The sequence below is a fragment of the Variovorax sp. P2_H12 genome (assembly GCF_056403395.1).
This window is the reverse complement of record NZ_JBFUFO010000001.1, coordinates 258,550-280,582: the sequence shown is the minus strand read 5'-3', so window position 1 is coordinate 280,582 and position 22,033 is coordinate 258,550. Positions and strand designations below refer to the sequence as shown.

The 22,033-nt window shown below is 69.4% G+C and carries 18 protein-coding genes; 2 read left to right on the top strand and 16 right to left on the bottom strand.

Going from position 1 to position 22,033, the window contains the following annotated elements; translation table 11 throughout:
• Nucleotides 1-148: 148 nt before the first annotated feature.
• The 5 genes from AC1DYK_RS01370 to AC1DYK_RS01350 form a co-directional block, all read right to left on the bottom strand.
• Nucleotides 149-1,375 (bottom strand): catalase family protein, encoded by a 1,227-nt coding sequence (locus tag AC1DYK_RS01370; RefSeq protein ID WP_478164623.1) that lies wholly within the window; start codon nt 1,373-1,375, stop codon nt 149-151.
• Nucleotides 1,372-2,862, bottom strand: coding sequence for a Dyp-type peroxidase (locus tag AC1DYK_RS01365; RefSeq protein ID WP_478164622.1), 1,491 nt, complete (start codon nt 2,860-2,862; stop codon nt 1,372-1,374). Before AC1DYK_RS01365 ends, AC1DYK_RS01370 begins: the two co-directional genes overlap by 4 nt.
• Before the next feature lie 61 nt (nt 2,863-2,923).
• Nucleotides 2,924-4,255, bottom strand: coding sequence for a hypothetical protein (locus AC1DYK_RS01360; protein WP_478164621.1), 1,332 nt, complete (start codon nt 4,253-4,255; stop codon nt 2,924-2,926).
• 4 nt (nt 4,256-4,259) lie between these two features.
• Complete coding sequence (locus AC1DYK_RS01355; protein ID WP_478164662.1) at nt 4,260-4,691, bottom strand: hypothetical protein; 432 nt, start codon at nt 4,689-4,691, stop codon at nt 4,260-4,262.
• 62 nt (nt 4,692-4,753) lie between these two features.
• Nucleotides 4,754-5,686 (bottom strand): GMC family oxidoreductase, encoded by a 933-nt coding sequence (locus AC1DYK_RS01350; RefSeq protein WP_478164620.1) that lies wholly within the window; start codon nt 5,684-5,686, stop codon nt 4,754-4,756.
• A gap of 413 nt (nt 5,687-6,099) precedes the next feature.
• On the opposite strand from AC1DYK_RS01350, the gene AC1DYK_RS01345 reads away from it, so the two are divergent.
• Complete coding sequence (locus AC1DYK_RS01345; RefSeq protein WP_478164619.1) at nt 6,100-6,228, top strand: hypothetical protein; 129 nt, start codon at nt 6,100-6,102, stop codon at nt 6,226-6,228.
• A gap of 310 nt (nt 6,229-6,538) precedes the next feature.
• Here the strand turns inward: AC1DYK_RS01345 and AC1DYK_RS01340 are convergent, their stop codons facing one another.
• On the bottom strand, nt 6,539-9,064 hold the full coding sequence (locus AC1DYK_RS01340) for a hypothetical protein (protein WP_478164618.1): 2,526 nt from the start codon (nt 9,062-9,064) through the stop codon (nt 6,539-6,541).
• A gap of 108 nt (nt 9,065-9,172) precedes the next feature.
• Nucleotides 9,173-10,777, bottom strand: a complete 1,605-nt coding sequence (locus AC1DYK_RS01335; protein WP_478164617.1) for an MFS transporter — start codon at nt 10,775-10,777, stop codon at nt 9,173-9,175.
• Nucleotides 10,778-10,996: 219 nt separating this feature from the next.
• Here AC1DYK_RS01335 and AC1DYK_RS01330 point away from each other — a divergent pair, with 219 nt between their 5' ends.
• Entirely contained in the window at nt 10,997-12,451 is a 1,455-nt protein-coding gene (locus AC1DYK_RS01330; protein ID WP_478164616.1) for an alpha/beta hydrolase, read from the top strand.
• Here the strand turns inward: AC1DYK_RS01330 and AC1DYK_RS01325 are convergent, their stop codons facing one another.
• The 9 genes from AC1DYK_RS01325 to AC1DYK_RS01285 all read right to left on the bottom strand — a co-directional run bounded on the left by AC1DYK_RS01325 (nt 12,452) and on the right by AC1DYK_RS01285 (nt 22,009).
• The gene (locus AC1DYK_RS01325) at nt 12,452-13,297 is read right to left on the bottom strand and encodes a PA4780 family RIO1-like protein kinase (protein WP_478086421.1); all 846 of its coding nucleotides are present in this window, start codon (nt 13,295-13,297) and stop codon (nt 12,452-12,454) included.
• Between the two features lie 59 nt (nt 13,298-13,356).
• Nucleotides 13,357-15,069 carry a hypothetical protein gene (locus AC1DYK_RS01320; RefSeq protein WP_478164615.1) on the bottom strand — a complete coding sequence of 571 codons (1,713 nt, stop codon included), beginning with the start codon at nt 15,067-15,069 and terminating at the stop codon, nt 13,357-13,359.
• Nucleotides 15,070-15,200: 131 nt separating this feature from the next.
• Nucleotides 15,201-16,535 carry an MFS transporter gene (locus AC1DYK_RS01315; protein WP_478164661.1) on the bottom strand — a complete coding sequence of 445 codons (1,335 nt, stop codon included), beginning with the start codon at nt 16,533-16,535 and terminating at the stop codon, nt 15,201-15,203.
• Between the two features lie 79 nt (nt 16,536-16,614).
• Nucleotides 16,615-17,820 (bottom strand): multidrug effflux MFS transporter, encoded by a 1,206-nt coding sequence (locus tag AC1DYK_RS01310; protein ID WP_478164614.1) that lies wholly within the window; start codon nt 17,818-17,820, stop codon nt 16,615-16,617.
• A 68-nt stretch (nt 17,821-17,888) separates the two neighbouring features.
• The gene (locus AC1DYK_RS01305; RefSeq protein WP_478164613.1) at nt 17,889-18,431 is read right to left on the bottom strand and encodes a methylated-DNA--[protein]-cysteine S-methyltransferase; all 543 of its coding nucleotides are present in this window, start codon (nt 18,429-18,431) and stop codon (nt 17,889-17,891) included.
• A gap of 33 nt (nt 18,432-18,464) precedes the next feature.
• The gene (locus AC1DYK_RS01300; protein ID WP_478164612.1) at nt 18,465-19,097 is read right to left on the bottom strand and encodes a PqiC family protein; all 633 of its coding nucleotides are present in this window, start codon (nt 19,095-19,097) and stop codon (nt 18,465-18,467) included.
• The gene (locus tag AC1DYK_RS01295) at nt 19,094-20,731 is read right to left on the bottom strand and encodes a PqiB family protein (RefSeq protein ID WP_478164611.1); all 1,638 of its coding nucleotides are present in this window, start codon (nt 20,729-20,731) and stop codon (nt 19,094-19,096) included. The genes AC1DYK_RS01300 and AC1DYK_RS01295 overlap by 4 nt, the downstream gene beginning before the upstream one ends.
• The gene (locus AC1DYK_RS01290) at nt 20,724-21,389 is read right to left on the bottom strand and encodes a paraquat-inducible protein A (protein WP_478164610.1); all 666 of its coding nucleotides are present in this window, start codon (nt 21,387-21,389) and stop codon (nt 20,724-20,726) included. The genes AC1DYK_RS01295 and AC1DYK_RS01290 overlap by 8 nt, the downstream gene beginning before the upstream one ends.
• The gene (locus tag AC1DYK_RS01285; protein WP_478164609.1) at nt 21,386-22,009 is read right to left on the bottom strand and encodes a paraquat-inducible protein A; all 624 of its coding nucleotides are present in this window, start codon (nt 22,007-22,009) and stop codon (nt 21,386-21,388) included. Before AC1DYK_RS01285 ends, AC1DYK_RS01290 begins: the two co-directional genes overlap by 4 nt.
• Nucleotides 22,010-22,033 lie beyond the last annotated feature (24 nt).

Here is a 22,033-nt window from a genome sequence, read left to right as displayed (position 1 = left end):
CGGGCACGGAGCATCGAGCGGCAGCCAAACCACGAGGCGGACTCACCTGCGCTGTTCCTGGCGCAAATCTTAGGAGCGCCCTCCGGGAGGGCCTATGCGTGCTTGTCCGTACGATGCAAGGCGTACTTGAAAAACTGCTACGAGATGCTCACTCGAACACCTCGTCCCCCGTCGGCTCGCAGTGCGGCACCGCGTTCATCGTGTGCCGCAGCTTCGCGAGTTCCCAGTACATCCGCTTGCGCGCCCGGCTCTGGTTGCCGAGCGGCCGGTGCTCGGCGATCGTGTGCCAGGGGTTGTACGAGAGCCGCTTGGCGAATTCCATCTGCGCCGGCGAATCGAAGCGCTGCCGCGGCAGCCGCAGGGTCGCCACCGTGACGCGCGGCGAGAGTTTTTCGGGCCACAGCACGCCGGCGTTCTCGATCGGCATGAGGTGCGGGTCGGTCTGCATCTGCAGCCGGATGTCGAACTCGACATCGTCATTGGCCAGCGCCGACACCATCGCCTGGCGCAGGTAGTCGTCGGGCGGGCGCAGCGGCAACCGCGGGATCGGCGTGCGCTTCGTCGACTTCGGCCAGACCGAGTACTGCATCGCCTGGCCCTCCCCCATCAGGTAGGGCACGCAGCTGAAGTACGGCGCTTCGAAGGGGCTGCTCTGGGTCTTGATGAAGAGCGACTGCATCACGAGGTCGAGCACGTGCGGGTCGCGCAGGTTCACGAAGTAGAAGATCTGCGCGTTCTTCACGCTCTCGCGCTGCAGCGCCGCATTGCACCGGGCGTCGGGCGTGACGAAGGTCGGCGTCGAGACCGCGAACATGTCGAGCGTGTGCTGCTCGTCCTCCATCAGCTTCGGCCCCGGCACGCCCATCAGCTTGATGCTGATGCTCATGAAGCCGACATCGTCGATGTCCGGCGTGATGTAGGGCCCGGGCCCCGAGAAACGGACCCAGCAGCGGAAGGTCTGCGGCGTGGCGTAGATGCCGCGCTTCATGTGCGCGGGGATGTCCTCGTGCACCGTGAGCTCGCCGCGCACGATGCCCTGGGTCTTGGTGTTGCCGCCGCGCTCGAAGCCGCCGGGCTTCCAGAGGTCGGTCATCTGGCGCGTGAAGCTCTTGACGATCGAGTCTGTGAAACTCTCCTCGTCGGGCATCGGCCGCTCCTCGGCGATCGCCAGGCCTTCATTGCTGCGCCGGCTGTTGATCAGGGCGGTCGTGAAGCGCGCCAGCGGATCGCGCAGGAAGGCATCGAAGGCCGGCCGCAGCAAGGGATCGAAGCGGCGCTCCAGCCGGATCAGCGCCATGCCCGAATCGCTCACGACATTGCGCCAGACCGAACCGGTGTTGGCCTTCGGCGCCGGGCGGCTGGCATTCGAGTTCATGGTTGCACCTTCGACAGGTAGCGCAGGGCCCGCAGGCCGGGCAGGAAAAAGTAGGCGCCGCCGCGCACCGTCACGAACTGCGGCAGGCCGCAGACGCGGCGGTCGGGGCCGGAGTCGAGCGGGATCGAGAAGCCATCGGTCGGCGTGCCATCGTCGCGCGGCAGGTGGTGGCCGATCAGCGGGTCGCTTTCGTCGGACAGGCCGTCGAAGTGCAGGCCCGACAGCCAGGCCGACTGCACGAACTCGAACTGGCGCGCGATGTTGGCGCCCAGGCAGATGAAGTGCAGGCCGGTGGCATCGCCGCCAGGCGCGCAGGACAGGGCCTGTTCGATCGACACCCCGGCGCCGTATTCGCGGCCGCGCCGCAGCAGCCGGTGGAAGCGGGTCGACGAGACCTTGTCCGCCGCCAGAGCCGGGGCGTCGAAGCCCAGTGTCCGCCGGGCCCAGGAAAGAAAACCCGGCCGGCCCGGCGGCAGGTCGGCGTTGCGCGGGTTGCTGCGCCGGATGTGGGCCCCGATCGGGCAGCGCAGGCCCCCGCCATCGCTGGCGTAAGTGAAGCTGTTGCGCGGGTCGTCCTCGCCGGGGATGCGTTCGCCGGTGTCGCCGATCAGCGCCTCGCCATCCATCGTTCGCCCCACCATCGTCTCGGCCAGCTGCTTGCGAAGCGCGGGGTCGCCCCCGACCTGGGCGTCCATGAAGCGCCAGAAGCCGGCGACGTCCTGCTGCAGCTGGCGCAGCACCAGGTAGCTGCCGTTGCGGCCCAGGTCGGCCTTGTCCGGGGCCTCCTCGGCCCGCGCCAGCATCGTCTCGGGGTCGCGGTCGGCATCGAGCAAAGGCCGGTCGGTGTAGCCGCCGTATTCGTTCGGGTAGCCCAGCAGGTACTCCCCCAGGCACGAGACATTGCTGTAGTGGCCGCGCTCCTCGTCGCGCACCGGTCGCTGGCGTTGCCAGTCGATCGACGGCTCCGAGATGCCGTCGACGAATCCGAAGGGCTCGACGCCGTCCAGGTCGGAGGTATCGAGGCACGCCACCAACTCGAAGCCCAGCTCGCACTGGGACAGCACGCTGCGCTGCCAGTCCTCGAGGCCGCCCGGCACCGCGTAGAGCATCAGCAGCACGTGCGGCAGTTGCTCCGGCGTCCCGCCCCATTGCCATGCAGCCGGATCGTTCGGTCCGAGGTCGCCGAGGCGCCGGGCGCGGCTGGCATCGCTCGCCATGCCGACGATGAACTCGTGCGAGAAGCCCTCGATGACGTCCTGCCGAACGCCGAGCGCCTGCAAACCGGCGCTGGTGAAGGCGATCTGCAGCGCGGTGGCCGGTGGCGGCTGCTGCGTCTTCGCGCTGCTGACCGGCGCCCGCGCCAGCCAGGCGCGCGCGGCCGCCGGATCGGTCACGCGCAGCAGCAGGAAGCAGGCCTGGGTCAGGCGCTTGTAGCCGAAGCGAACCAGGCCCTGGATGTCGTCGAACTCGGCCGCTTGCGGGCTCACAAGGCAACCTCCGTGCTTCGCACTGCGGTGCGAGCTTGCTTGGGGCGGCCCGGCGCGGCGCTCATAGCAGCCTCAGCCAGGCCAGTGCCTGGTCGTCGGTCATCGTGTGCACCTCGAAGCCCTCGCGGATGCATCGGTTGCGCTCGAGGTCGGTCAGCGTGAGGCCCGGGTAGGCCTTGTACCAGACCTGGGTCGGCAACTGGTGCCGGCGCTGGTAGTACTTGAAGCGCAGCTCGTGCCGCGCACCGCCCATCAGCAGCCAGTCGGTGCGCGGCCAGCCGAAGCCGTTGCTGAAGACCAGGTTCAGGCCCCAGGCCACCTTGTTGATGAAGTCGTCCATGTAGCTCTCGTGGCTGCCGTCGTAGTTGCTGGCGAACAGCACGCGCGACTTGCCGTCGAGGAATACCCAGCGCGCGAAGTGGATGGTCTGCACCCGCGCCAGATGGCCGCGGCCGAAGACATGGCGGCAGGCGTAGTCGATCGCGTACAGGATGAACTGCGTGAGCCAGCGCCGGAACAGCCCGGGCTTGACCGCACCCAGCGCCGTGAAGCTGTTGGTGAGGTCATGGTCCTCGAGGCGCTGCATCTCGACCACCGCGGCGCGGTCCGGCCGCGGGCAGAATTCCGGATCGGTCCTTTCGTGGTGGCGCAGCTGCCAGACCAGGTACGCGGCCGCCACCAGAAGCAGCGGCAGCAGGAGCGGGAGCCGCAGCACCAGCAGCACCAGCCCCAGGAGTGCGAGCGGCGGCGTGATCGCATGCAGGAAGTTGCGCAGCAGCCAGCCCGAGGGCGTGCGCTCGGGCGAAGTCAGCAGCAGCCGCCCCTCGAGCTGCTCGGCCTGCACGAAAGCCAGCAGCCGGTGGCGCAAGGCCTGGGGCTCTTCCGTCTCGCCCGCGATGTCGCGCGGCACCTGGGCGGACAGCGCACGCTGCAGCGCGCTGTCCTCGCGGATCTGTCGCACGGTGCGGCCGATACGGTTGACATAGCCGGCGGACGCCGGCACCGAGCGCGACTTGAGCCATGCGAGCAGATCGCGGTCGGCATCGAAGCCCTCGCAGTGCGAAAAGATGCGCCGCAGGCCCTCGCCCGCGAGCTGCGCGAACTCGGCCAGCTGGGTGCCGATCGGTCCGTCGCATTCGCCGAGGAAGACCAGGTAGAGCGGCGACACCCGGGGCCGCGGCAGGTCGAAGGCCTCGAGGTCGCCGAGCGTGCCGTCGGTCAGCAGCGCGAAGCGCGCGAAATGCAGGCGCTCGAAACTACCGAACGGAATCAGCGCGTTGCCGGGGTCTGCCATGCCGGGCTTCAGGTTCAGGGTGTCCAGCAGATTGCGCAGGCTGGCCTCGCGGCCATCGGCGACCGCTGCGATCACCATGAAATGGGACTGGGGAGTCACTGCATCAGAACTTGAGGCAGAAGTCGATCAGCCGCTCCTTGCCCCAATAGACCTTGCCGAGATAGAGACCGGGCCCGATGAGCCGGATCTCGTCGCGGATCCACTGCGCCACGATGGAGGTGTCCGAGTAGTCGAGCACGATGCACGGCTTGTTGTCGAGCCAGCTTTCGCCCAGGTAGACCCTGGCGACGATGGCCTGCACGCCGAAGATGCTGACCTTGTTCTTCAGCAAGCCCTTGCCGCCGTCGAAGACCTTCCCCTGCCAGCCGAAGAAGTTGATGATCCTCGCGATCGACTCGGTGTAGCGGGTGCCGGGCGCGATGATCGCGGTGCCCTCGGCCTCGCCGTGCGGAATGTCTCCCGGCGGGCTGGCGCGGAACAGGTCGTCGAGTTGCTGCTGCGACATGTCGAGCAGCTGCTGCACGTCAAGGGCCATGTGCCTTCTCCTCCGGGGAAGCCCCGTCGTTCGCAAAGTTTCAGCGCATTCGGCGCACTTCGTCAATTTGCCGAAAGAGGTGTGCGCCGCGCCTCGTCGAGCAAAGCATCGGCCGCCTTTTCCGCGATCATGTAGATGGCCGCGGCGACGAAGAAGCCCGGGATCTGCGGGAACACCGACGCGTCCGCCACGCGCAGCCGCTTCACGCCGTGGACCGCGAAGGCGCTGTCCAGCACGCCGCCCTTCTTCGCGTCGCCGATCGGGCAGGAGCACGAGGCATGGTGGCCCCAGGCGGTATTGCGCACATAGTCGGCCAGGGCTTCGTCGCTGTCGGTCGAAGGGCCCGGCGCCAGTTCCTCGGCGATCCATCCGCTCGCCAGCAGCGGCGCCGTCATGCCGCGCACGAAGCGGATGGCCTGCACCACGGCTTTCAGGTCCTCCCCGGCCGCGTCGCTTCCTTCCTCGAAGTAGCGAAAATTCACCAGCGGCATGTCGCGCGGATCGGCCGAGCGCAGCCGCACGGTGCCGGCGCGATTCTTCGTGTGGCCCTTCAGCACGGCCCAGGTCAACTGGTCGGGCTGGTCGCGAATCCAATGCGAGAAGCCGCTGAAGTAGCCCTCGAAGCGCGCCAGCAGCGCCATGCAGAAGACATCGGGCTCCTCTTCCTGGCCCGACGCAGCGCGCGAGCGCCGGACCACGCCGAGGGCGGCGCCGTTGGACGCGTACATGCCGCTGCGGCTGCGCTGCCATTGGCGCCACAACGGATCGTCTCGATCGAAGCGTGCGCCTTCCAGCACCGCCCACGGCGCCGGCATTCGGTGCGTGACAGCGATCTCGTAGCGGTCCTGCAGGTTGCCGCCGACCCCGGGAAGATCGACCCGCACCGCAATGCCGTGGGCCTGCAGCTCGGCCGCCGGGCCGATGCCCGACAGCATCAGCAGCTGCGGCGTGTTGAAGGCGCCGCCGCAGAGGATCACCTCCCGCCGGGCCCGCACCTCGCGCTTCGCGCCCGCGCCGTCGCTGGCGCAGCCGGKCGGGATGGCGTGCCGCGACCTCCAGCAGTCGTTCGCGCACGCCGCTGCGGCGGTGTCCGGCGGTCGCCAGCGGCGTGTAGCAGAGGCCCTCGAAGCTGCCGGGCCACAGGCGCCGCGAGTTCGGGTCTCCCAGGCCGCCGCGCAGCCAGCGCAGGGTGCTGCGCCAGGGCGTCGGCAGGCCGCGGGTGAAGCTGCTCGCGGTGTCGCGCAGCACCCGCACCAGGCCCGTGTCGCCGAGCACGGACAGCGGGATCGACTTCTCGGTTCGCAGCCAGCCGCCCCAGCCGTGCCCGGTCGGGTCCAGGCCGACATGCCGCAGCGCGCGCCACACCGGACGGTGCCGGCAGTCCTCCACGCGATGCGCATAGCGCCGCATGCGGGACGCCCGCCAGGACGGGTCGCCGGTGAGCCGCGCGATGTGGTTCCAGTCCGACGCATGCGGCAGCATGAAGATCATCGCGTTGTGCGAGGTGCAGCCGCCCAGGCCGGCGGCGCGCGGATAGAGCACGCCCTGCCCCGCCCGGTATTTCCAGTCCTTCGCCTGCCTGGCCTCGTCGGCGTAGTGGCGGACGTGGAAGTCCCAGCGCAGCGCCGGGTTCTCGCAGGCGAAGGCATGGAAGGCCGGCACGTCGTAGTCGTCCGGCATGCGCGCATCGCCGGCGCGCGGATCGCCGCCGGCGTCGAGCAGGAAGACCCGCATGCCGGCCTCGGCCAGGCGGGCCGCGAGGGTCCCGCCGCCCGCACCCGAACCGACGATGACGTAGTCCCAGTCGCTCGCGTCGGTGCCGTCCATGCGTCGCGTTTCGATGGCGATCAGAAGGTCTTCAGGAACGCGATCAGCGCCCGCTTGTCGTCGTCGCTCAGTTCGGGCTCTCGGCCGAAGGCCTTTTCGTCGACGCTCAGGGCCTCCTGGCGATTGAATTCGGCGGTGCCGAAGTAGTGGCCGCGGTTGACCACGAAATCGCGGCACTTGCTGAGTTCGAGCATCGGCTCGCGCAGGTCCGCGAAGTGCTTGCGCAGCTCATCGTCGCTGGCACTGGCGGGCGCGCTCGCGAGCGCCAGCTTGAGCTTGACCAGCAGCCCCCCGGCGTCCTTCACGTGCTCGACCTTCTCGCCCAGGCCTTCGCTCTCGGCGCGCAGCCTGAGATTGGCCAGCAGGTTCACCGGCACGCCCTGCGGAATGGGGCCGAGCACGATGTCGCCGTCCTTCTGCACCAGCCAGGGCAGCCAGCGGTGCAGCGCGCCCTGCAAAGGCTGCAGCGCCTCGGGCACATAGCCGGTCGGGATGGTCACCATGCTGCGCTCGGTGGTGCGGTCGATGGTGCCGCCCACCCTGGCGCCGAGCAGCGCGTCGGCCTTGCGTTTCTCGGGCCACAGCATCTGCTCGATCGACTGGTCGAAGACCCTCATGCGTCCCTCGACCGAGGGATCGCCATTGGCGTCGCCGACCGTGTTGTTCAGCAGGAAAGGCGCGCTCGACCAGACGCTGATCAGCGAGGGCACGCGCGTGTAGCCGCGCCCGCCGGCCGGCATGGCGTAGGGCTTGGGCTCGCCGGTGAAGGGGTCGCTGAGCGTCACGGTGCCGACCGAAGGCAGGTTCTTGTAGGTCTGCGACGAGAAGTTGTCCCAGATGTTGCCCTCCAGCGCATTGGTCGCCAGCGGACTGCAGGCGTTGGTGCGCAGCAGCGTGACCGGGATGCGCGCCTCGGTCGACAGGTAGTTGCTCTTGAGGAAGTCCGGCGCCTGCACGATCTTGCGCATCTGCGCCTTGTAGTCCTCGGTCTGGGTCCAGCCCCAGTAGCGCTTGAAGCAGTCGACGTAACCCGGGCCCGCGCAGCGTGCCGGGCTGAGCTCGAGCGCGGCCGGCAGCGGCGGCGCCTTGCTCGAATGGCAGCGTGCGCAGGTGTCGGCGAAGGCCAGCTTGCCGCGCTCCAGCGTCGCGTCGTCCGCGGCCATGTAAGTGGCCCCGCCTGGCGCATCCTTCAGGCGGTCGGGCTGCGCCGCCTTGAGGAAGAACAGCGCGGTGTTCGGCGTGCCGGCCTCGGTCGCCTGCCAGTAGCTCGAGTTCTTCTGTGCCGAGGCGATCTTGATCGGCGTGATGGTCTTGCCGCCGACCACCGGATTGAAGTGCAGCAGCCATTCCTCGCTGAAGAGTCCGATGTTGAGGTACACCCGGTTCAGCGCGCCCAGCAACCCGACCGAGTCGGCGCCGTCCTTCAGCACGTGCGGCGTGAAGACCACCGAATCGGCCTTCGAGAAGAAGTCGGTCAGCGGCCCGCTGGCGATGAAGTCGTTGAACTGCCGGTTGTCGAGCTCTCCGCCCGCGAGCTTCTCGCGGCCGATGCGCCGCGCCATCTCCATCCGCGCCGGGAAGTCGTAGACCGCGTTCATGGTGCGCGGGTTGTTGATGCCGTCGGTCGAGACCAGCGAGGTGTCCATCGTGCCCGGCCGGTAGGTGTGGGCCAGCTGGTACATGTAGTTGGTCCGCCCCTCGGCCTTGTTCGCGTTGAAGATGAACAGCCGGTCGACCCACATGTACTGTGCGCCCACCGAGGAGCTCAGGTTCTCGAACTTCGGGCTGTTCGGATCGGCCGGCGGCTTCACCGGGCTCGGCCCGACGTGGCAGAAGCCGCAGGACATGCCGACCCGATACGGACGCACCAGGTCCTTGCGGTTGTAGTAGCTGGGGTCGGTGTAATACCTGTCGGCGTCCCAGGCCTTCGCGGCCTTCTCGTCGAAGGCCGGGTTCGGAAACAGCCGCAGCCCGGCGATGCCGGTGCCCCACCCATAGAAGGAGCCCACCGGCTGCGTCGTGCCGTCGCCCAGCGGCTTGCCGCGCGAGCCGATCGCGACGCCCGGGTACTTGCTCTCGTTCTCGAACGGGTCGGGTCCGCAGTCCTTGTTGCGCACATCGAGCCAGAGGCCGCGGCGCGCCTTGTCGGGCCCCGCGGCATTGTCGAAGCAAGGCTCGTTGACAAGCCCGAAGTACTGCCAGCGATTGGCCCGCGAATAGCCCAGGCTCGGGTGCGAGCTGACCACCTTCAGGAGGTCGAAGGCGCCGAAGGTGTAGTCGGTCATCTGGGTCCAGAAACGGTCGTTGCCGCCGCTCCAGACCAGCCACATGTTGCGGCCCTTGATCTCCTCCGGCGACAGCGCGACGCCGTTGTCCATGTCGCGGAAGTAGTCCTCGCCGGCGTGCGGGAACGAGGCCGCATCGCGGCCGGCGATCTTCGCCTCGTCCTGCACTTCGCCGGGCTGGGGGCCTTTCGAGCAGGCCGCGAGGAGCAGGCCGGCGAGCAGCGGCCACCATCGCGCGCCGCGGCAGCAACCCTGGTGCATTGCCAATCCTCCTTCGGCTAGAGCTGGGGTGAGCGGGCCATCGAGCGCAGTGTGGAGGGGGGCCCCTTCATTGCCTATCGGCCATGAGACGTATGGCTATTGCTCGCCTTAGCGGATCCGGGTGTCTGGCGCGCTGCGCGCGGGATCGCGACCGATGAGCATCCAGGCACTCAGGGCGCTCAGCAGTGCCAGGCCGGCGCACACCAGCATGACCCAGCGGAAGCCCGAGACGAAGGAGGCGTTGACCGTCTGCCTGAGCGCCGCGGCCGCCGCCGCGTCGGCGCCCGGCGGCAGGGCGGCGCCCGCCAGTTGGCTGCGCTGGGCCTGCACGAAGGCGGTGGTCTCGGCCGAGGCGCCGAGCTCGCGCAGGCCCTGCCCCAGCCGGAGGTCGAAGGCCCAGGCCAGGACCACGCCGAAGACCGCGATAGCCAGCACCGCCGCGGCACGCGAGACCGCGTTGTTCACGCCCGAGGCGATGCCCGCGAGATCCGCGCCGACCGCGTTCATCACGGTGGTGGTGAGCGGCGCGACCGTCACCGTCATGCCGAAGCCGAGCACCACCACCGCCGGGAAGAACGAGGTCCAGTAGTTCGCGCCGACACCCGGCACCGCGAACAACGCAAAACCGACGGCTGCGATGCTCGGCCCCACCACCAGCGGCAGGCGCGGGCCGAAGCGATCGACCAGTTGTCCGGCCCAGCCCGAGAGCGCGAACATGATCAGGATGAACGGCAGAAGGGCCGCGCCCGCCACCGTCGCCGAGTAGCCCTGCACCTGGATCAGGTTGAGCGGGAAAAAGTACAGCCCGCCGCCGAGCGCCGCATAGAGCAGCAGCGTCAGCAGGTTGGCGCCGCCGAAATTGCCGATGCGAAGCAACGACAGCGGCAGCATCGGCGAGCGCACCCGCCACTCGACCACGACGAAGGCGACGCTGGCGGCGAGGCCGCCGAGCAGCGCAGCCAGCACGGACGGCGAGCCCCAGCCCTGGGTCGGCGCCTCGATGAAGGCATAGACGATGCCGCCGAGCGCGACCGTGGCCAGCGCCGCGCCCCAGAGATCGAGCCGCTCCGCGGCGGCCGCGCCGCCACGGCTTTCAGGCACATGGCGCCAGACGATCAGCAGCACCACGGCCGCCATCGGCAGGTTGACCAGGAAGGCCCAGATCCACGAGTAGTGATCGACCAGGAAGCCGCCCACCACCGGCCCGATGGCGGCCGTGATGCCGCTGAAGCCCGACCAGGTGCCGATCGCGCGACCGCGCTCCTTCTCGGGAAACGATGCGCTGATGAGCGCCAGGCTGCCCGGCACCAGCATGGCTCCGCCGACACCCTGCACCGCGCGCGCCAGGATCAACTGCCGCACGTCGCCCGCCAGCGCGCAGCCGAGCGAGGCCAGCGCGAAGAGCGCGACGCCGACCGCGAAGATTCTTCGCCGCCCGAAGTGGTCGCCCAGCGACCCGCCGACGAGCAGCAGCGCGGCAAGAAAGAGCGCATAGGACTCCACCACCCACTGGGCCTGGAAGGCGGTCGCATGCAGATCGGCCTGGATCGCGGGCAACGCGACGTTCACCACCGTGCCATCGATGAAGGCCATGCTGGAGCCGACGATCGCCGCGCCCAGCACCCACGGCTTCGAGGCCGGCGGACAGCCGGTCGGCTCGCAGCCGTGAAGGATCAGCGTGTCGTCGCCCGGTGGCTTGCCGATCTGGCTCATGGGATGTGCCCTCCGCGCAGGGGTGATGGTCGCCGCAGTATGAAGGCCGGCCGTGATTGCGGCGCAGGACCGCCCACGGGATCGACGCCGTCGAACCTGGTTTTCAAGGCACGGGCGGCCCGGGCGCCGCACCGGTTCCCGGCTTCGGGCCGCGTGATAGATTGCACGCCGGGAAGTTTCCCGGGACGCGTGCGCGAACAAGAACGGAAGAGGATCGGAATGGGACCCTGGCTGGCCAGGATGCTGAAGCGCACGGCGCTGCTGCTGGGCATCGTTTTCGTCACCCTGATCGCGGTTCGCACCTACGACGTGCAACGCGGCCCGGCGCTCGAACCGTGGCATACGCACGTACCGCACGAGCTCTCCGGCGACGAGATCCGCCAGGCCGACTGGCCCGCCTGGCTGGCGGCCGAGAACGCGGCCTTCGATCAGGTCCGGCAGGAGGTGACGCAGAAGCTGCCGCCCGAGCTGCAGACCCCGTCGAACCGCTATTTCGAAGGCAGCCCGATCTATCCGGGCCATTTCCGGCAGGACTGGAACCGCTCCTACACGCTCGACCCGCAAGGGTCGCCGAAGGGGGCGGTGGTGCTGCTCCACGGCCTGACCGATTCGCCCTTCAGCCTGCGCCATGTCGCCACGCTGTACCGCGACCGCGGCTTCGTGGTCGTCGCGATCCGCATGCCGGGCCACGGCACCGTGCCCGCCGGGCTGACCCATGTCCAGTGGGAGGACTGGTCCGCGGCGACGCAGCTCGCGGTGCGCGAAGCACGGCGGCGCGTGCCGGCACCGTTGCCCCTGCACGTGGTCGGCTTCTCCAACGGCGGCGCGCTGGCGACCAAGTACGCACTCGATGCCATCGACGACAGACAGCTTCCGCGGCCCGACCGGCTGATCCTGATCGCGCCGATGATCGGCATCACCGAGCTGTCGCGCTTTGCCGGCGTGTTCGGCTGGCCGGCCGTCTTCCCGGCCTTCGCCAAGGCGGCCTGGCTCGGCATCGTGCCGGAGTTCAACCCCTTCAAGTACAACTCGTTCCCGGTCAACGGCGCGCGCCAGTCGTCCCTGCTCACACGCGACCTGCAGGCGCACGTGCTGCGCGAGGAGCGAGCCGGCCGGCTCGACCAGCTGCCGCCGATCCTCACCTTCCAGTCATTGATCGACTTCACGGTCAGCACCCGCGCGATCGTCACCAGCCTCTATGCGCGGCTGCCCGCCAACGGCAGCGAACTGGTGCTGTTCGACCTCAACCGCAGCGTCAAGTTCGGCCCGCTGCTGCGCTCCGGCAGCGACCTGCGGCCGGACCGGGTGCTGCCCCCGGCCCCGCGGCGCTTCCGCTCGACGCTGGTCACCAATGCCGACATTCACAGCCGCGAAGTCGTGGAACAGGTCACGGAGGCCGGCTCGACCACGGTGCAGACCCGGCCGCTCGGGCTCGAGTTTCCGCGCGAGGTGTTCTCGCTCTCGCACCTGGCCCTGCCCTTCCCGATCACCGATCCGCTGTACGGCATGCGGCCCGACGACAGCGACGACTTCGGCGTCAACCTCGGCGCGCTGGCGATGCGCGGCGAGCGTGGCGGGCTGATCGTCAGCCTGGATTCGCTGACGCGGCTGTCCTCGAATCCGTTCTACGACTTCATGGCCGCACGGATCGCGGCCACCATTCCGGCGCCCTGATCAGCGTGCCGCCACGCGCATCAGGCGCGCCGCCTCTTCCGCGCGCGCGTCGTCGACCTCGCGCAACACGCCCCCCAGGTCGACCGGCCCGGTCGCGCGCACGAAGGTGCCCGTCAGCGCCGAGGCGGTGTGCAGTTCGCCGCGTTCGTAGAGGTTCCAGATCTCTTCGCCGTAGCGCGTCGGCAGCAGTTCGGGTGCGAACTGGCCGAAGAAGGCATTGAGATTCGCCACGTCGCGCAGCAGCATCCGCCGTGCGTGGTTGTTGCCCGCCGCATCGACGGCCTGCGGCAGGTCGATGATCACTGGACCGTCGGCGCCGAGCAGCACGTTGAACTCCGAGAGATCGCCATGCACCACGCCGGCACACAGCATGCGGACCACTTCCACCAGCAGCGTCGCATGGTGCCGCCGCGCGTCCTCGGGCGTGAACACCACGTCGTTGAGGCGCGGCGCGGCATCGCCCTGCGCGTCGGTGACCAGCTCCATCAGCAACACGCCGTCGCAGAAGTTGTAGGGCTCCGGCACCCGGACGCCCGCGGCCGCCAGGCGATAGAGCGCGTCGACCTCGGCGCTCTGCCAGGCGGCCTCGGTGGCCTGCCGTCCGAACTTGGTGCCCTTGGCCATCGCGCGCTGCAGGCGCGTGTTCTTGACCTTGCGGTTCTCGGTGTAGTCGACGGCTTGGCGAAAGCTGCGCTGGGTGGCTTCCTTGTAGATCTTGGCGCAGCGCGTGTCGTCGCCGCAGCGCACCACGTAGACCATCGCTTCCTTGCCGCTCATGAGCTGGCGTACCACGCTGTCGATCAGGCCTTCGTCGATCAGCGATTGCAGTCGGGGGGGTGCTTTCATGGCGCATTCTGCCTGTCGGCCATTGGCTGCCCGGCGCAGCCGCCCTCCGGCTCACGACTTCAGGCGTGGAGCCAGAACGCGCTTTCCGCGAACTCCTCGCCGTTCCACCAGCCGGCCTTGCCGGTGCCGCGGCTGAAGTTGCGCACCCCGGCCTGGCTCTGCAGCGGTGCGATGACCTCGCCGGCGGCATGGCGGCGGGCGCTCGCGGTGGCGGTTTCGGGCACCACCGCGACGATATGGCCCGAGCGGCCGTCTTCCCTTCGTCGCGCCACGATCAGGCCGACCGCACCCTGGTTGGCGGCCTGCTGCAGCTCGGTCAGCATCCCGCTCTGGCGCCAGCCGAAGGCCTGGCCGAAGTCGCGCAGCCAGCGGAACAGGTCGTTGGCGCGCAGCTCGACCACGGTGTTGCCGATCATTGGCGTCACCTGCGCTCCACCGGCCAGCGCCAGGATGGCCGGCGTCGTCCACCAGACCCGCGGCAGGTACACGCCCGCGAGGTGGCAGTAGTCGTGGCAGTAGATGTTGCAGAAGGTCAGGCCCGCGCGCGGCTGGTAGCGCTTGTGCGAGGGCTTGTCCACCGCCAGCCAGTCGACGATGGCGCCGAGCTCGGCACGCAGCGCCTGCGCACTCGTGCCGAGCCGGCCCGGCTGGTTCGGCTCGTTCAGCGAATGGGCGTTCGCCATGTCGCGGCGCCGGGTCAGGTGGCCCGGCGGACGCGGCAGGGCCGCCGCCGGCGGCGTGAAAACCGGCTGCGGCGCTGCGCGGGCGCCGTTCGGCGTCACAGGATTCCGGCGCGTGGCCGCGGGCGCCAGGAACTTCGTCGACGCGAAGCCGTGCAGCCGCGCGCCGAAGAGTTCGGTCTCCACCTCCAGGAAGCCCCTCACCGGCATGCCGGTCACGGCGCGCACCGGATGCCCGCTGGGCAGGTTCGCGACCACATTGGCCTGGGGCGGCGTGCTGATCGAAGGCGCGCTGCGAAGGCGCAGCATGCCGTCGACCGTGGTCACCACCATCGCCGCTCCCTCGGCGATCGGCGGCGCGGGCGGCGGCATGATGGCGACACCCGGCGGCGGCTCGACCAGCGGTGCCGGGTCATCCGGCAGTACCGCGGTGCGCGACAGCCGGATGAAGTCGAACAGCAGCTCGCCGTAAAAGCGGGTGCCGTTGAAGTGGCCCTGCCTCAGACCCTTGGCGGGACTGAAGCCGCCGGTGTTGTAGGCGATGCCGACCGCGGCGAGTTCGAGGTCGCCGAGCGACTCGCGGTCCTGGAAGCCCAGCTTGCGCAGCGCGTGACGCAGCTCGACCAGGCACTTGCCCAGCGTCTCCTCGAAATGCTCGTACCGGCGCTCGAGAAAATAGTCCGGATCGGTCAGGAAGAACTGCAGGTCGCACTGGAACATGCCGTAGCCGTGGCAGAACTTGTCGGGCCGGGCGGCCGCGCCGGCGTAGCCCGGCACCTTCGCCGCCATCTCGACCAGCGCCTGGCGGGCGATCGCGAACATCCGGTCGCCGTTCGGCCGGGCCAGCAGCTCGGCCTTGGTCCTCGGGAAGGCGCGGCGACCCTTGTCGGCATCGAGCGTGTCGCCGACGCAGAGCGCGAGGATGCGCGGCGTCGCCATGTTCTCGCGCCGCAGCAGCGGCCAGATGTGGCCGGTCTCCTGGCAGGCGATGGCGGCGATCATGTCCACGGTCAGCGGGGTGCCGGCCAGCAGTGGCACGATGCGCGGCCGGAACTCGGTCTTGAACCACAGGATGTCCGAACGATCTGGCATGAGGCCCCCTTGGCGCCACAGGTGCCTCAACGATAGGAGGCTGCCCCGCGGCCGGCAATCGGCCGTCGGAGATAGGGCCGGACTGCCCCCTCGGAGGGCGGCCAATGCACGGAGTGACGAGCGTGGGGGCTTCAGTTCTGCCGGGTGCGCAGCGTGCTGCAGACCGCGGCGACTGCCGCACAGCAGGCCGCAAGGCTCAGCGCAATCACCTGCCCCTTGCCCTCGTGCGGGCTCCAGAAGCTGAAGATCGCGGCCAGCAGCACGGCGCCCAGGGTCTGGCCCGTGAGCCGCGCGGTGCCCAGCATGCCGCTCGCCGCGCCGCTGCGGTGCGGCGGCGGCGTGGTCACGATGGTGTGGTTGTTGGGTGACTGGAACAGCCCGAAGCCCAGGCCGCACAGCACCATGCGCCAGACGATGTCGACGTTGCCCGGATTCGCCGGCAGCGCCGCCAGCAGCGCCAGGCCGGTGGCCAGCAGGGCCAGGCCGATCCCCCCCAGCAAGCCGTCGGAGTATCGGCCGATCAGCCGACCCGCGATCGGTGCCATCACCACGATCGCCAGCGGCCAGGCGGTGATCAGCAGGCCGGCTTCGACGTGCGAGCGCCCGTAGGTGTCCAGCAGCAGGAAGGGCAGCGCGATGAACGACAGCATCTGGGCGCAGAAGGCAGCCACCGAGGTGCCCATCGAGAGCGCGAACACCGGGATGCGCAGCAGGTCGACCGGGAACAGCGGCACGGCCAGCGCAGCCTGCCGCCGCAGGTAGACGAAACCGACCGCCACGCCCGCCAGCAGCAGCGCCCAGGCCATGGGCCCGGCGCCTTGCCCGGATTCGCCGCGCACGCCCAGCCGATCGGCGCCGACGAAGATCAGCGCGAACATCGCCACGTTGAGCACGACGTCGATCAGCGAGAAGCGAACCCCGGATGCAATCGAATCGTTGACCGGCAGCGCCCGCAGGCCGAGCACCCACACCAGCGCCCCCAGCGGCACGTTGAGCGCGAACAGCCAGGGCCACGAAGCGACCGAGAGGATCCCGGCCGCCACCGAAGGGCCTGCCACCGAGGCGGTGGCCACCACCATCGAATTGATCGCCATGCCGCGTCCGAGCTGGGCCGAGGGAAAGATGCGCCGCACCAGCGCAGCGTTGACGCTCATGATGCCGGCGGCGCCCAGCCCCTGCAGCGCTCGGCCCGCGATCAGCATGCCGAGCGAGTTGGACAGCGTGGCGATGAGCGAAGCGGCCGCGAACAGGGCCATGCCTGTGAGGTAGACACGCCGGTAGCCGATCCGGTCGCCGAGCGAGGCGAGCGGCAGCAGCATCACGAGGGTCGCGATCTGGTAGGCGTTGACCACCCAGATGGCATGCGCCGGGTCGGCCTGCAGCTCGCGCGCAATGCCCGGCAGCGCGAGATTGACGATGGTGCCATCAAGAATCGCCACCGCGATCCCGAGGATCACCACCATCATGGCCTGCCGGCGCTGCGGCTGGGGCAGCCCGTCGGGCGCGGCGGAAGCGGCCGGCGCCGCCAGGGTGGCCGACACCGTCTCAGCCCGCCGGACAAGCGGCCTGGCGCCGCCCGTCCAGCGTGAGCCAGGTCAGCACGACGGCGATCAGCGCGCCGCCCGCCATGCCCGCCACCATCGGCAGCGGCCGGCCGTCGGTGAAGACGCCGACCACCGCCATCACCACCGCGCCGGTCAGCATCTGCAGCGTGCCGAGCAGGGCCGAGGCGGTGCCGGCGATGGTGCCGTGCTTTTCGAGCGCCAGCACCGAGGTGGTGGGAATGACCAGCCCCATCAGCCCGCTGGCGATGAAGTACAGCACGATCAGCACCGCCAGCCGGTCGCCGCCGCCCGCGTAGTAGGCGAACATGGCCAGCATCACGGCGCCACAGGCGGCGACGCTGCTCTTGACCACGCGCTCGATCCCGAAGCGTTCGCACAGCGGCCCGTTGAGCTGGGCGGCGGCGAAAAAGGCCGCCGCATTGACGCCGAAGGCCACGCTGTACAGCACCGGCGACAGCCCGTAGTGGTCGATCATCACGAAGGACGAGTTCGCCAGGTAGGTGAAGAAGCCCGCCATCGCGAAGGCGCCGATGAAGACCAGCCCGAGGTAGTGCGTGTCGCGCAGCAACACGCCGTACGCCGCGAGCGCGCTGCCCAGGCTGCTCTCGACCCGCTCCTCGGCCGGCCGGGTTTCCTTCAGCACCAGGGCGACGGTCGCCAGCCCGATCACTGCGGCCAGCGTCACGGCCCAGAACACGCCGCGCCAGCCGGTGAAGGCGATCACCGCGCTGCCGGCCAGCGGCGCCAGGATCGGCGACACGCTGAAGACCAGCATCAGCAGCGACATCAGCCGCGCCGCGTCGTTGCCGGTGTGCAGGTCGCGCACCACGGCGCGCGGGATCGCCATGCCGGCCGCGGCGCCCAGGCCCTGCACGAAGCGCAGTGCGATCAGCATCTCGATGCTGGTGGCCAGCGCACAGCCGATGCTCGCGAGGGCGAACAGGGCAAGCCCGAAATAAAGCGGCGGCTTGCGCCCCACCATGTCGGACACCGGGCCATAGAGCAGTTGCCCGACGCCGAGCGAGATGAAGAAGGCGGTGAGGCTCATCTGCACCGGACCGATGCCGGCGTGCAGGCTGCTGCCGATCTCGGGCAGGGCCGGCAGGTACATGTCGATCGCAAACGGGCCGATGGCCGACAACAGGCCCAGCACGAGCGCGATCTTGAAGAAGCGCGAAGAAGTCATGCACCGATTGTCGCCAAGGTCCCGATGGACCGTGGGCAGCGCGATCGGGCCGCCTGTGCTAGCAGCGCTCAGAACAGATGGCCGCTGTCACTGTCCGGCCGCGCGCCCTCGATGGCCAGCATGCGCAGCTTCGACGCTGCGCCGCCGTGGGCCGAGAAGCCGCCCCACTGCCCGCCCGCGGCAAGCACCCGGTGGCAGGGCACGACCGGCGCGAAGGGATTGAGCCCCAGCGCCTGGCCGACCGCGCGCGCCAGGCCCTTGTCGCCGAGTTCGGCCGCGATGTCGCCGTAGGTGCGGGTGCGTCCAGGCGGAATGCGGCGCGCGATCTCGTAGACGCGCCGGTGGAATTCGCTGACGCCCTCGAGGTCGAGATCGATCTCTGCCAGGTCGCGCGGTTCGCCGTTCAGCAGAGCGCGGATGCCTTCGATCGCCGGGGCGACCTCGGGCGGCGGCTCGCTCTGCGCCCATTGCGCGAAGCGCCGCCGCATGCGCTCGCGCGTGGCGCCCTCCCCGCTTTCGGGCAACTGCACGCCGGCGATGCCGCGCGGCCCCCAGGCGATGCCGCAGGGCCCGATGGCGGTGTCGAACAGCGCGAATCCGGGCTCAGCCATGGTTGTTGACCTTCGGTTCGATCCGGCGAGCCGTCAGGCCCCGCAGGGCGACGTCGGGCTGGCCTGCAGCGCCGAGGCGCTGGCCGCGATGGCATCGGCCAGCCGGGCGGCAACCCGCTGCGCGCCCTCGGCCAGCGCATCCATGCCGGCGCCCACGGGCTCCGACAGCGAGAGCCGGCAAGCGACCGCCGGCCCCTCGTCCGTGCGACGCACGGTCCAGCTGAAGCTGGCGTCGACCCGGCTGGCCTCGATGGCGTCGAACTGTCCCATCTGCACCGCGATGCGGGTCACCGGCTGGCCGCGAGTGCGGCCGGACTTGGTCAGGTCGACCGCCCCGAGCCGGACCGCGATGGCGCTGCCCAGCGCGTCGCGCAGCTCATTCTCGAACGAGGAAGACCAGCGGTGCTGCTCGAGGATGTCCACCTGCGGGCCGCCGGCCGAACCTTGCTGCCGAACCACCAGCTGCGGCCGGGCAAAGCGCTCGGGCATGGCGATCGGCGCGAGTTCGATGAAGGCCGGCCCTGCCGCAGCGGTCGCGACCGGTGCGCGGGCCGGCGGCGTGGGCTCGGCCAGGCTGTAGAACTGGGTGCGGGTGCTGCTGCATCCGGCCAGCAGGAGGGCCGCGCCCAGTGCCGATGCCGCGAGGCGCCATGTCGTGGTTCTCATTTCTGCTTGTCCTCCGGCTTGCCGCGGATCAGTGATTCGGGGTGGCGTTCCAGGTAGTCGGTCAGGATGCGCAGCGACGCCGCCGCCCGCGTGACTTCCTGCAAGGTCTGACGCATGTCCTGCTGCAGCGGAGAGTCGTCGGCGATCGTCTTCTCGGCCGAGTTCAGCGTCCGGCGCACATCCTTCATGGCTGCCGCCATCTCCGGCGTCAGGTCGTTGTTCAGGCTCTTGGCGAGCTGCTCGGCGCTGGTCAGCGTCTTGTTGAGCGTCGCCATCGTCTTTCGCAGATCGGCGCTGAGCTCCTCGAAGGGCACCTTGTTGATCTTGCGGGCGATGTCCGACACCTGGGACTGCAGCTCGTCCAGGCTGTTGGGCGCGGTCGGCAGCTCGATCGGCGTCCGGCTGATGTCCAGGGTGGCCGGCTTCGCATCGGGGAAGAAGTCGATGGCCACGTAGACCTGGCCCGTCAGCAGGTTACCGGTGCGCAGCTGGCCGCGCAGGCCCTTGCTGACGAGGAAGCGCCAGCGCTCGAGCTGCGTGAACTGCGACTCCCTCCCGGGATTGACGTCACGGCGCCGCAGGCGGTCGGGGTAGATCTGCACCATCACCGGCATCTTGAATTCGCGCTCGCTGCGGTCGAACTCGACGCCGATCGACTTCACCTCGCCGACGACCACGCCACGGAAGTCGACCGGCGCACCCGGCGACAGGCCGCGCAGCGACTGGTTGAAGTACAGCAGCATGGTCTGCGAGGGCCCGTCGGGCTCCTTCATCGCGGTGACCTCGTCATTCGCGAGCCCGAACTCCGTGTTCTCCTGCGCCTGCGGCCCGCTCTGGTCGTCGGGCGACTGGAAGGCGATGCCGCCGATCAGGACCGTGACGAGCGACTGGGTGCGCACCTTGAGCCCGCTCGCGTTCAACTCGACATCGAAGCCACTGGCATGCCAGAAGCGCGTGTTGACGCCGACGAACTTGTCGTACGGCGCGTTGACGAAGACCCGCAGCGTCACGCCGCGGCCGTCGGGGTCGAGCACGTAGGCCGCCACCTGCCCCACCTTGATGCGCCGGAAGTACACGGGCGATCCGATGTCCAGCGAACCGACGTCGCGCGAGTGCAGCAGGAACTGCCGCCCGGAAGCGTCGCGCGTGACGATGGGCGGCGTCTCGAGCCCGATGAATTCGCCCGCGGTCTCTTCCGAAGTGCCGGCATCGGCGCCGATGTAGGCGCCGGACAGCAAGGTGCCGAGGCCGGAAATCCCGGAGGTGTCGAGCCTCGGGCGTACCACCCAGAAACGCGTGTCCTGCGCGGTGAAGGCACTGGCCTCCTTCTTGAGTTGCACCAGCACGCGCACATGGGAGCGATCGTTGGCCAGGCGGATGCTTTGCACCGTGCCGATCTGGACGTCCTTGTACTTGACCGCCGTCTTGTTGGCCTCCAGGCCCTCGGCGGTCTTGAATGTCAGCACGATCTCGGGGCCGCGGTCGATCAGGATGCGCGCGACCAGCGCCACGCCGACCAGCGCGGCCACGATCGGGATCAGCCAGATCAGCGACGGCAGCCAGTTGCGTCGCTTGACCACCGTCGGCGCGCCCAGCGGCGGCTGGGGCTCGGGAGTCGTGTCTGCTTCATTCATGTGGATTCATTGTCATGTTCGTTTCGTTCTCCCGTGCATCGGGCCGGGTGTCCCAGGTCAGCCGCGGATCGAAGCTCAGCGACGCCAGCATCGTCAACACGACCACCGCGCCGAAGGCCGCGATACCGACCCCGGCCGTGATCTCGGCGAAGCCGTGGATGCGCACCAGCCCGGCCAGCAGCGCGACCACGAAGACGTCCAGCATCGACCAGCGCCCGATCACCTCGAGGATGCGATAGAGCTTGGCCCTCTCGAGCTGCCGCCAGGCGCTGCGACGCTGGGCCGTGATGTTCAGCAAGATCAGCGCGGTGAGCTTGAACAGCGGCACCAGGAAGCTCGCGATGAAGATCAGCGCGGCCAGGCCGTAGGCGCCGGACACCCAGAAGTAGATGACACCGCTCAGGATGGTGTCCTGCTGGGTCCCCAGCAGGCTCCTGGTGATCATCACCGGCAGCAGGTTGGCCGGCAGGTAGAGGATCGCGGCGGCCGCCAGATAGGCCCAGGTGCGGTTGATGCTGTCGGGCTTGCGCGCGTGCAGGCGGGTGCCGCAGCGCGCGCAGGGCTCGCCGTCGAATGCGCCTTGCCACGTGGTACCGCAATGGTGGCAGCCCATCAGCCGGCCGGCCCCGGCGTCGTCGATCGGCGCGGGCTGGTTCATTCGTGTTGTCCCGGCCGCGGCTCGAAGGCCATCTCCCAGAAGGTTCGCGGATTGAACGACAGCACCGCGGTCAACAGCACCGTGAGCCCCATGAAGGCCCAGAGCGCCGGGCCGGGGATGACCTGGGCCATGCTGCTGAGCTTGATGATCGCCACCAGCACGCCGAGCAGGAACACCTCGACCATGCCCCAGGGCCGAAGCGCCTGGAGCGCCCCCACCAGGATGCGGAAACCCGCCGGCCGCCGCTCGTAGCGCATCGGCACCAGCAGGTAGAACAGGATGCACAGCTGAATCAACGGAAACAGGAGCGTGGTCGCCAGCACCAGCAGCGCCACCGGCGACATGCCTTCGGAACTCAGCGCCACCACTGCGCCGGCCAGCGTGGTCTCGTTGCTGAGCCCCTGCAGCTCGATCTCGACGATCGGGAACAGGTTGGCGATCGCGAACAGGATCAGGCAGGCGACCGTCAGCGGCAGCACGCGACCGCTCTGGTCGCCTGCATGGCGGTCGAGTTCGGTGCTGCAGCGCGGGCAATGCGAGATCTCGCGCGGACGCAGCCGCACACGACGGTAGACGGCGTCGCAGCCTTCGCAGACGATGGCGTCGGGAACTTCTTTCATGCGTTGAGCGCTATTGTCGGGCAA

Bases quoted from the DNA above. Each gene is read 5' to 3' on its own strand.
- AC1DYK_RS01370 (WP_478164623.1), bottom strand. From the start codon at position 1,375: ATGAACTCGAATGCCAGCCGCCCGGCGCCGAAGGCCAACACCGGTTCG.
- AC1DYK_RS01355 (WP_478164662.1), bottom strand. From the start codon at position 4,691: ATGGCCCTTGACGTGCAGCAGCTGCTCGACATGTCGCAGCAGCAACTC.
- AC1DYK_RS01345 (WP_478164619.1), top strand. From the start codon at position 6,100: ATGCGGGACGCCCGCCAGGACGGGTCGCCGGTGAGCCGCGCGATGTGG.
- AC1DYK_RS01340 (WP_478164618.1), bottom strand. From the start codon at position 9,064: ATGCACCAGGGTTGCTGCCGCGGCGCGCGATGGTGGCCGCTGCTCGCC.
- AC1DYK_RS01335 (WP_478164617.1), bottom strand. From the start codon at position 10,777: ATGAGCCAGATCGGCAAGCCACCGGGCGACGACACGCTGATCCTTCAC.
- AC1DYK_RS01330 (WP_478164616.1), top strand. From the start codon at position 10,997: ATGGGACCCTGGCTGGCCAGGATGCTGAAGCGCACGGCGCTGCTGCTG.
- AC1DYK_RS01325 (WP_478086421.1), bottom strand. From the start codon at position 13,297: ATGAAAGCACCCCCCCGACTGCAATCGCTGATCGACGAAGGCCTGATC.
- AC1DYK_RS01320 (WP_478164615.1), bottom strand. From the start codon at position 15,069: ATGCCAGATCGTTCGGACATCCTGTGGTTCAAGACCGAGTTCCGGCCG.
- AC1DYK_RS01315 (WP_478164661.1), bottom strand. From the start codon at position 16,535: ATGATGGTGGTGATCCTCGGGATCGCGGTGGCGATTCTTGATGGCACC.
- AC1DYK_RS01310 (WP_478164614.1), bottom strand. From the start codon at position 17,820: ATGACTTCTTCGCGCTTCTTCAAGATCGCGCTCGTGCTGGGCCTGTTG.
- AC1DYK_RS01305 (WP_478164613.1), bottom strand. From the start codon at position 18,431: ATGGCTGAGCCCGGATTCGCGCTGTTCGACACCGCCATCGGGCCCTGC.
- AC1DYK_RS01300 (WP_478164612.1), bottom strand. From the start codon at position 19,097: ATGAGAACCACGACATGGCGCCTCGCGGCATCGGCACTGGGCGCGGCC.
- AC1DYK_RS01295 (WP_478164611.1), bottom strand. From the start codon at position 20,731: ATGAATGAAGCAGACACGACTCCCGAGCCCCAGCCGCCGCTGGGCGCG.
- AC1DYK_RS01290 (WP_478164610.1), bottom strand. From the start codon at position 21,389: ATGAACCAGCCCGCGCCGATCGACGACGCCGGGGCCGGCCGGCTGATG.
- AC1DYK_RS01285 (WP_478164609.1), bottom strand. From the start codon at position 22,009: ATGAAAGAAGTTCCCGACGCCATCGTCTGCGAAGGCTGCGACGCCGTC.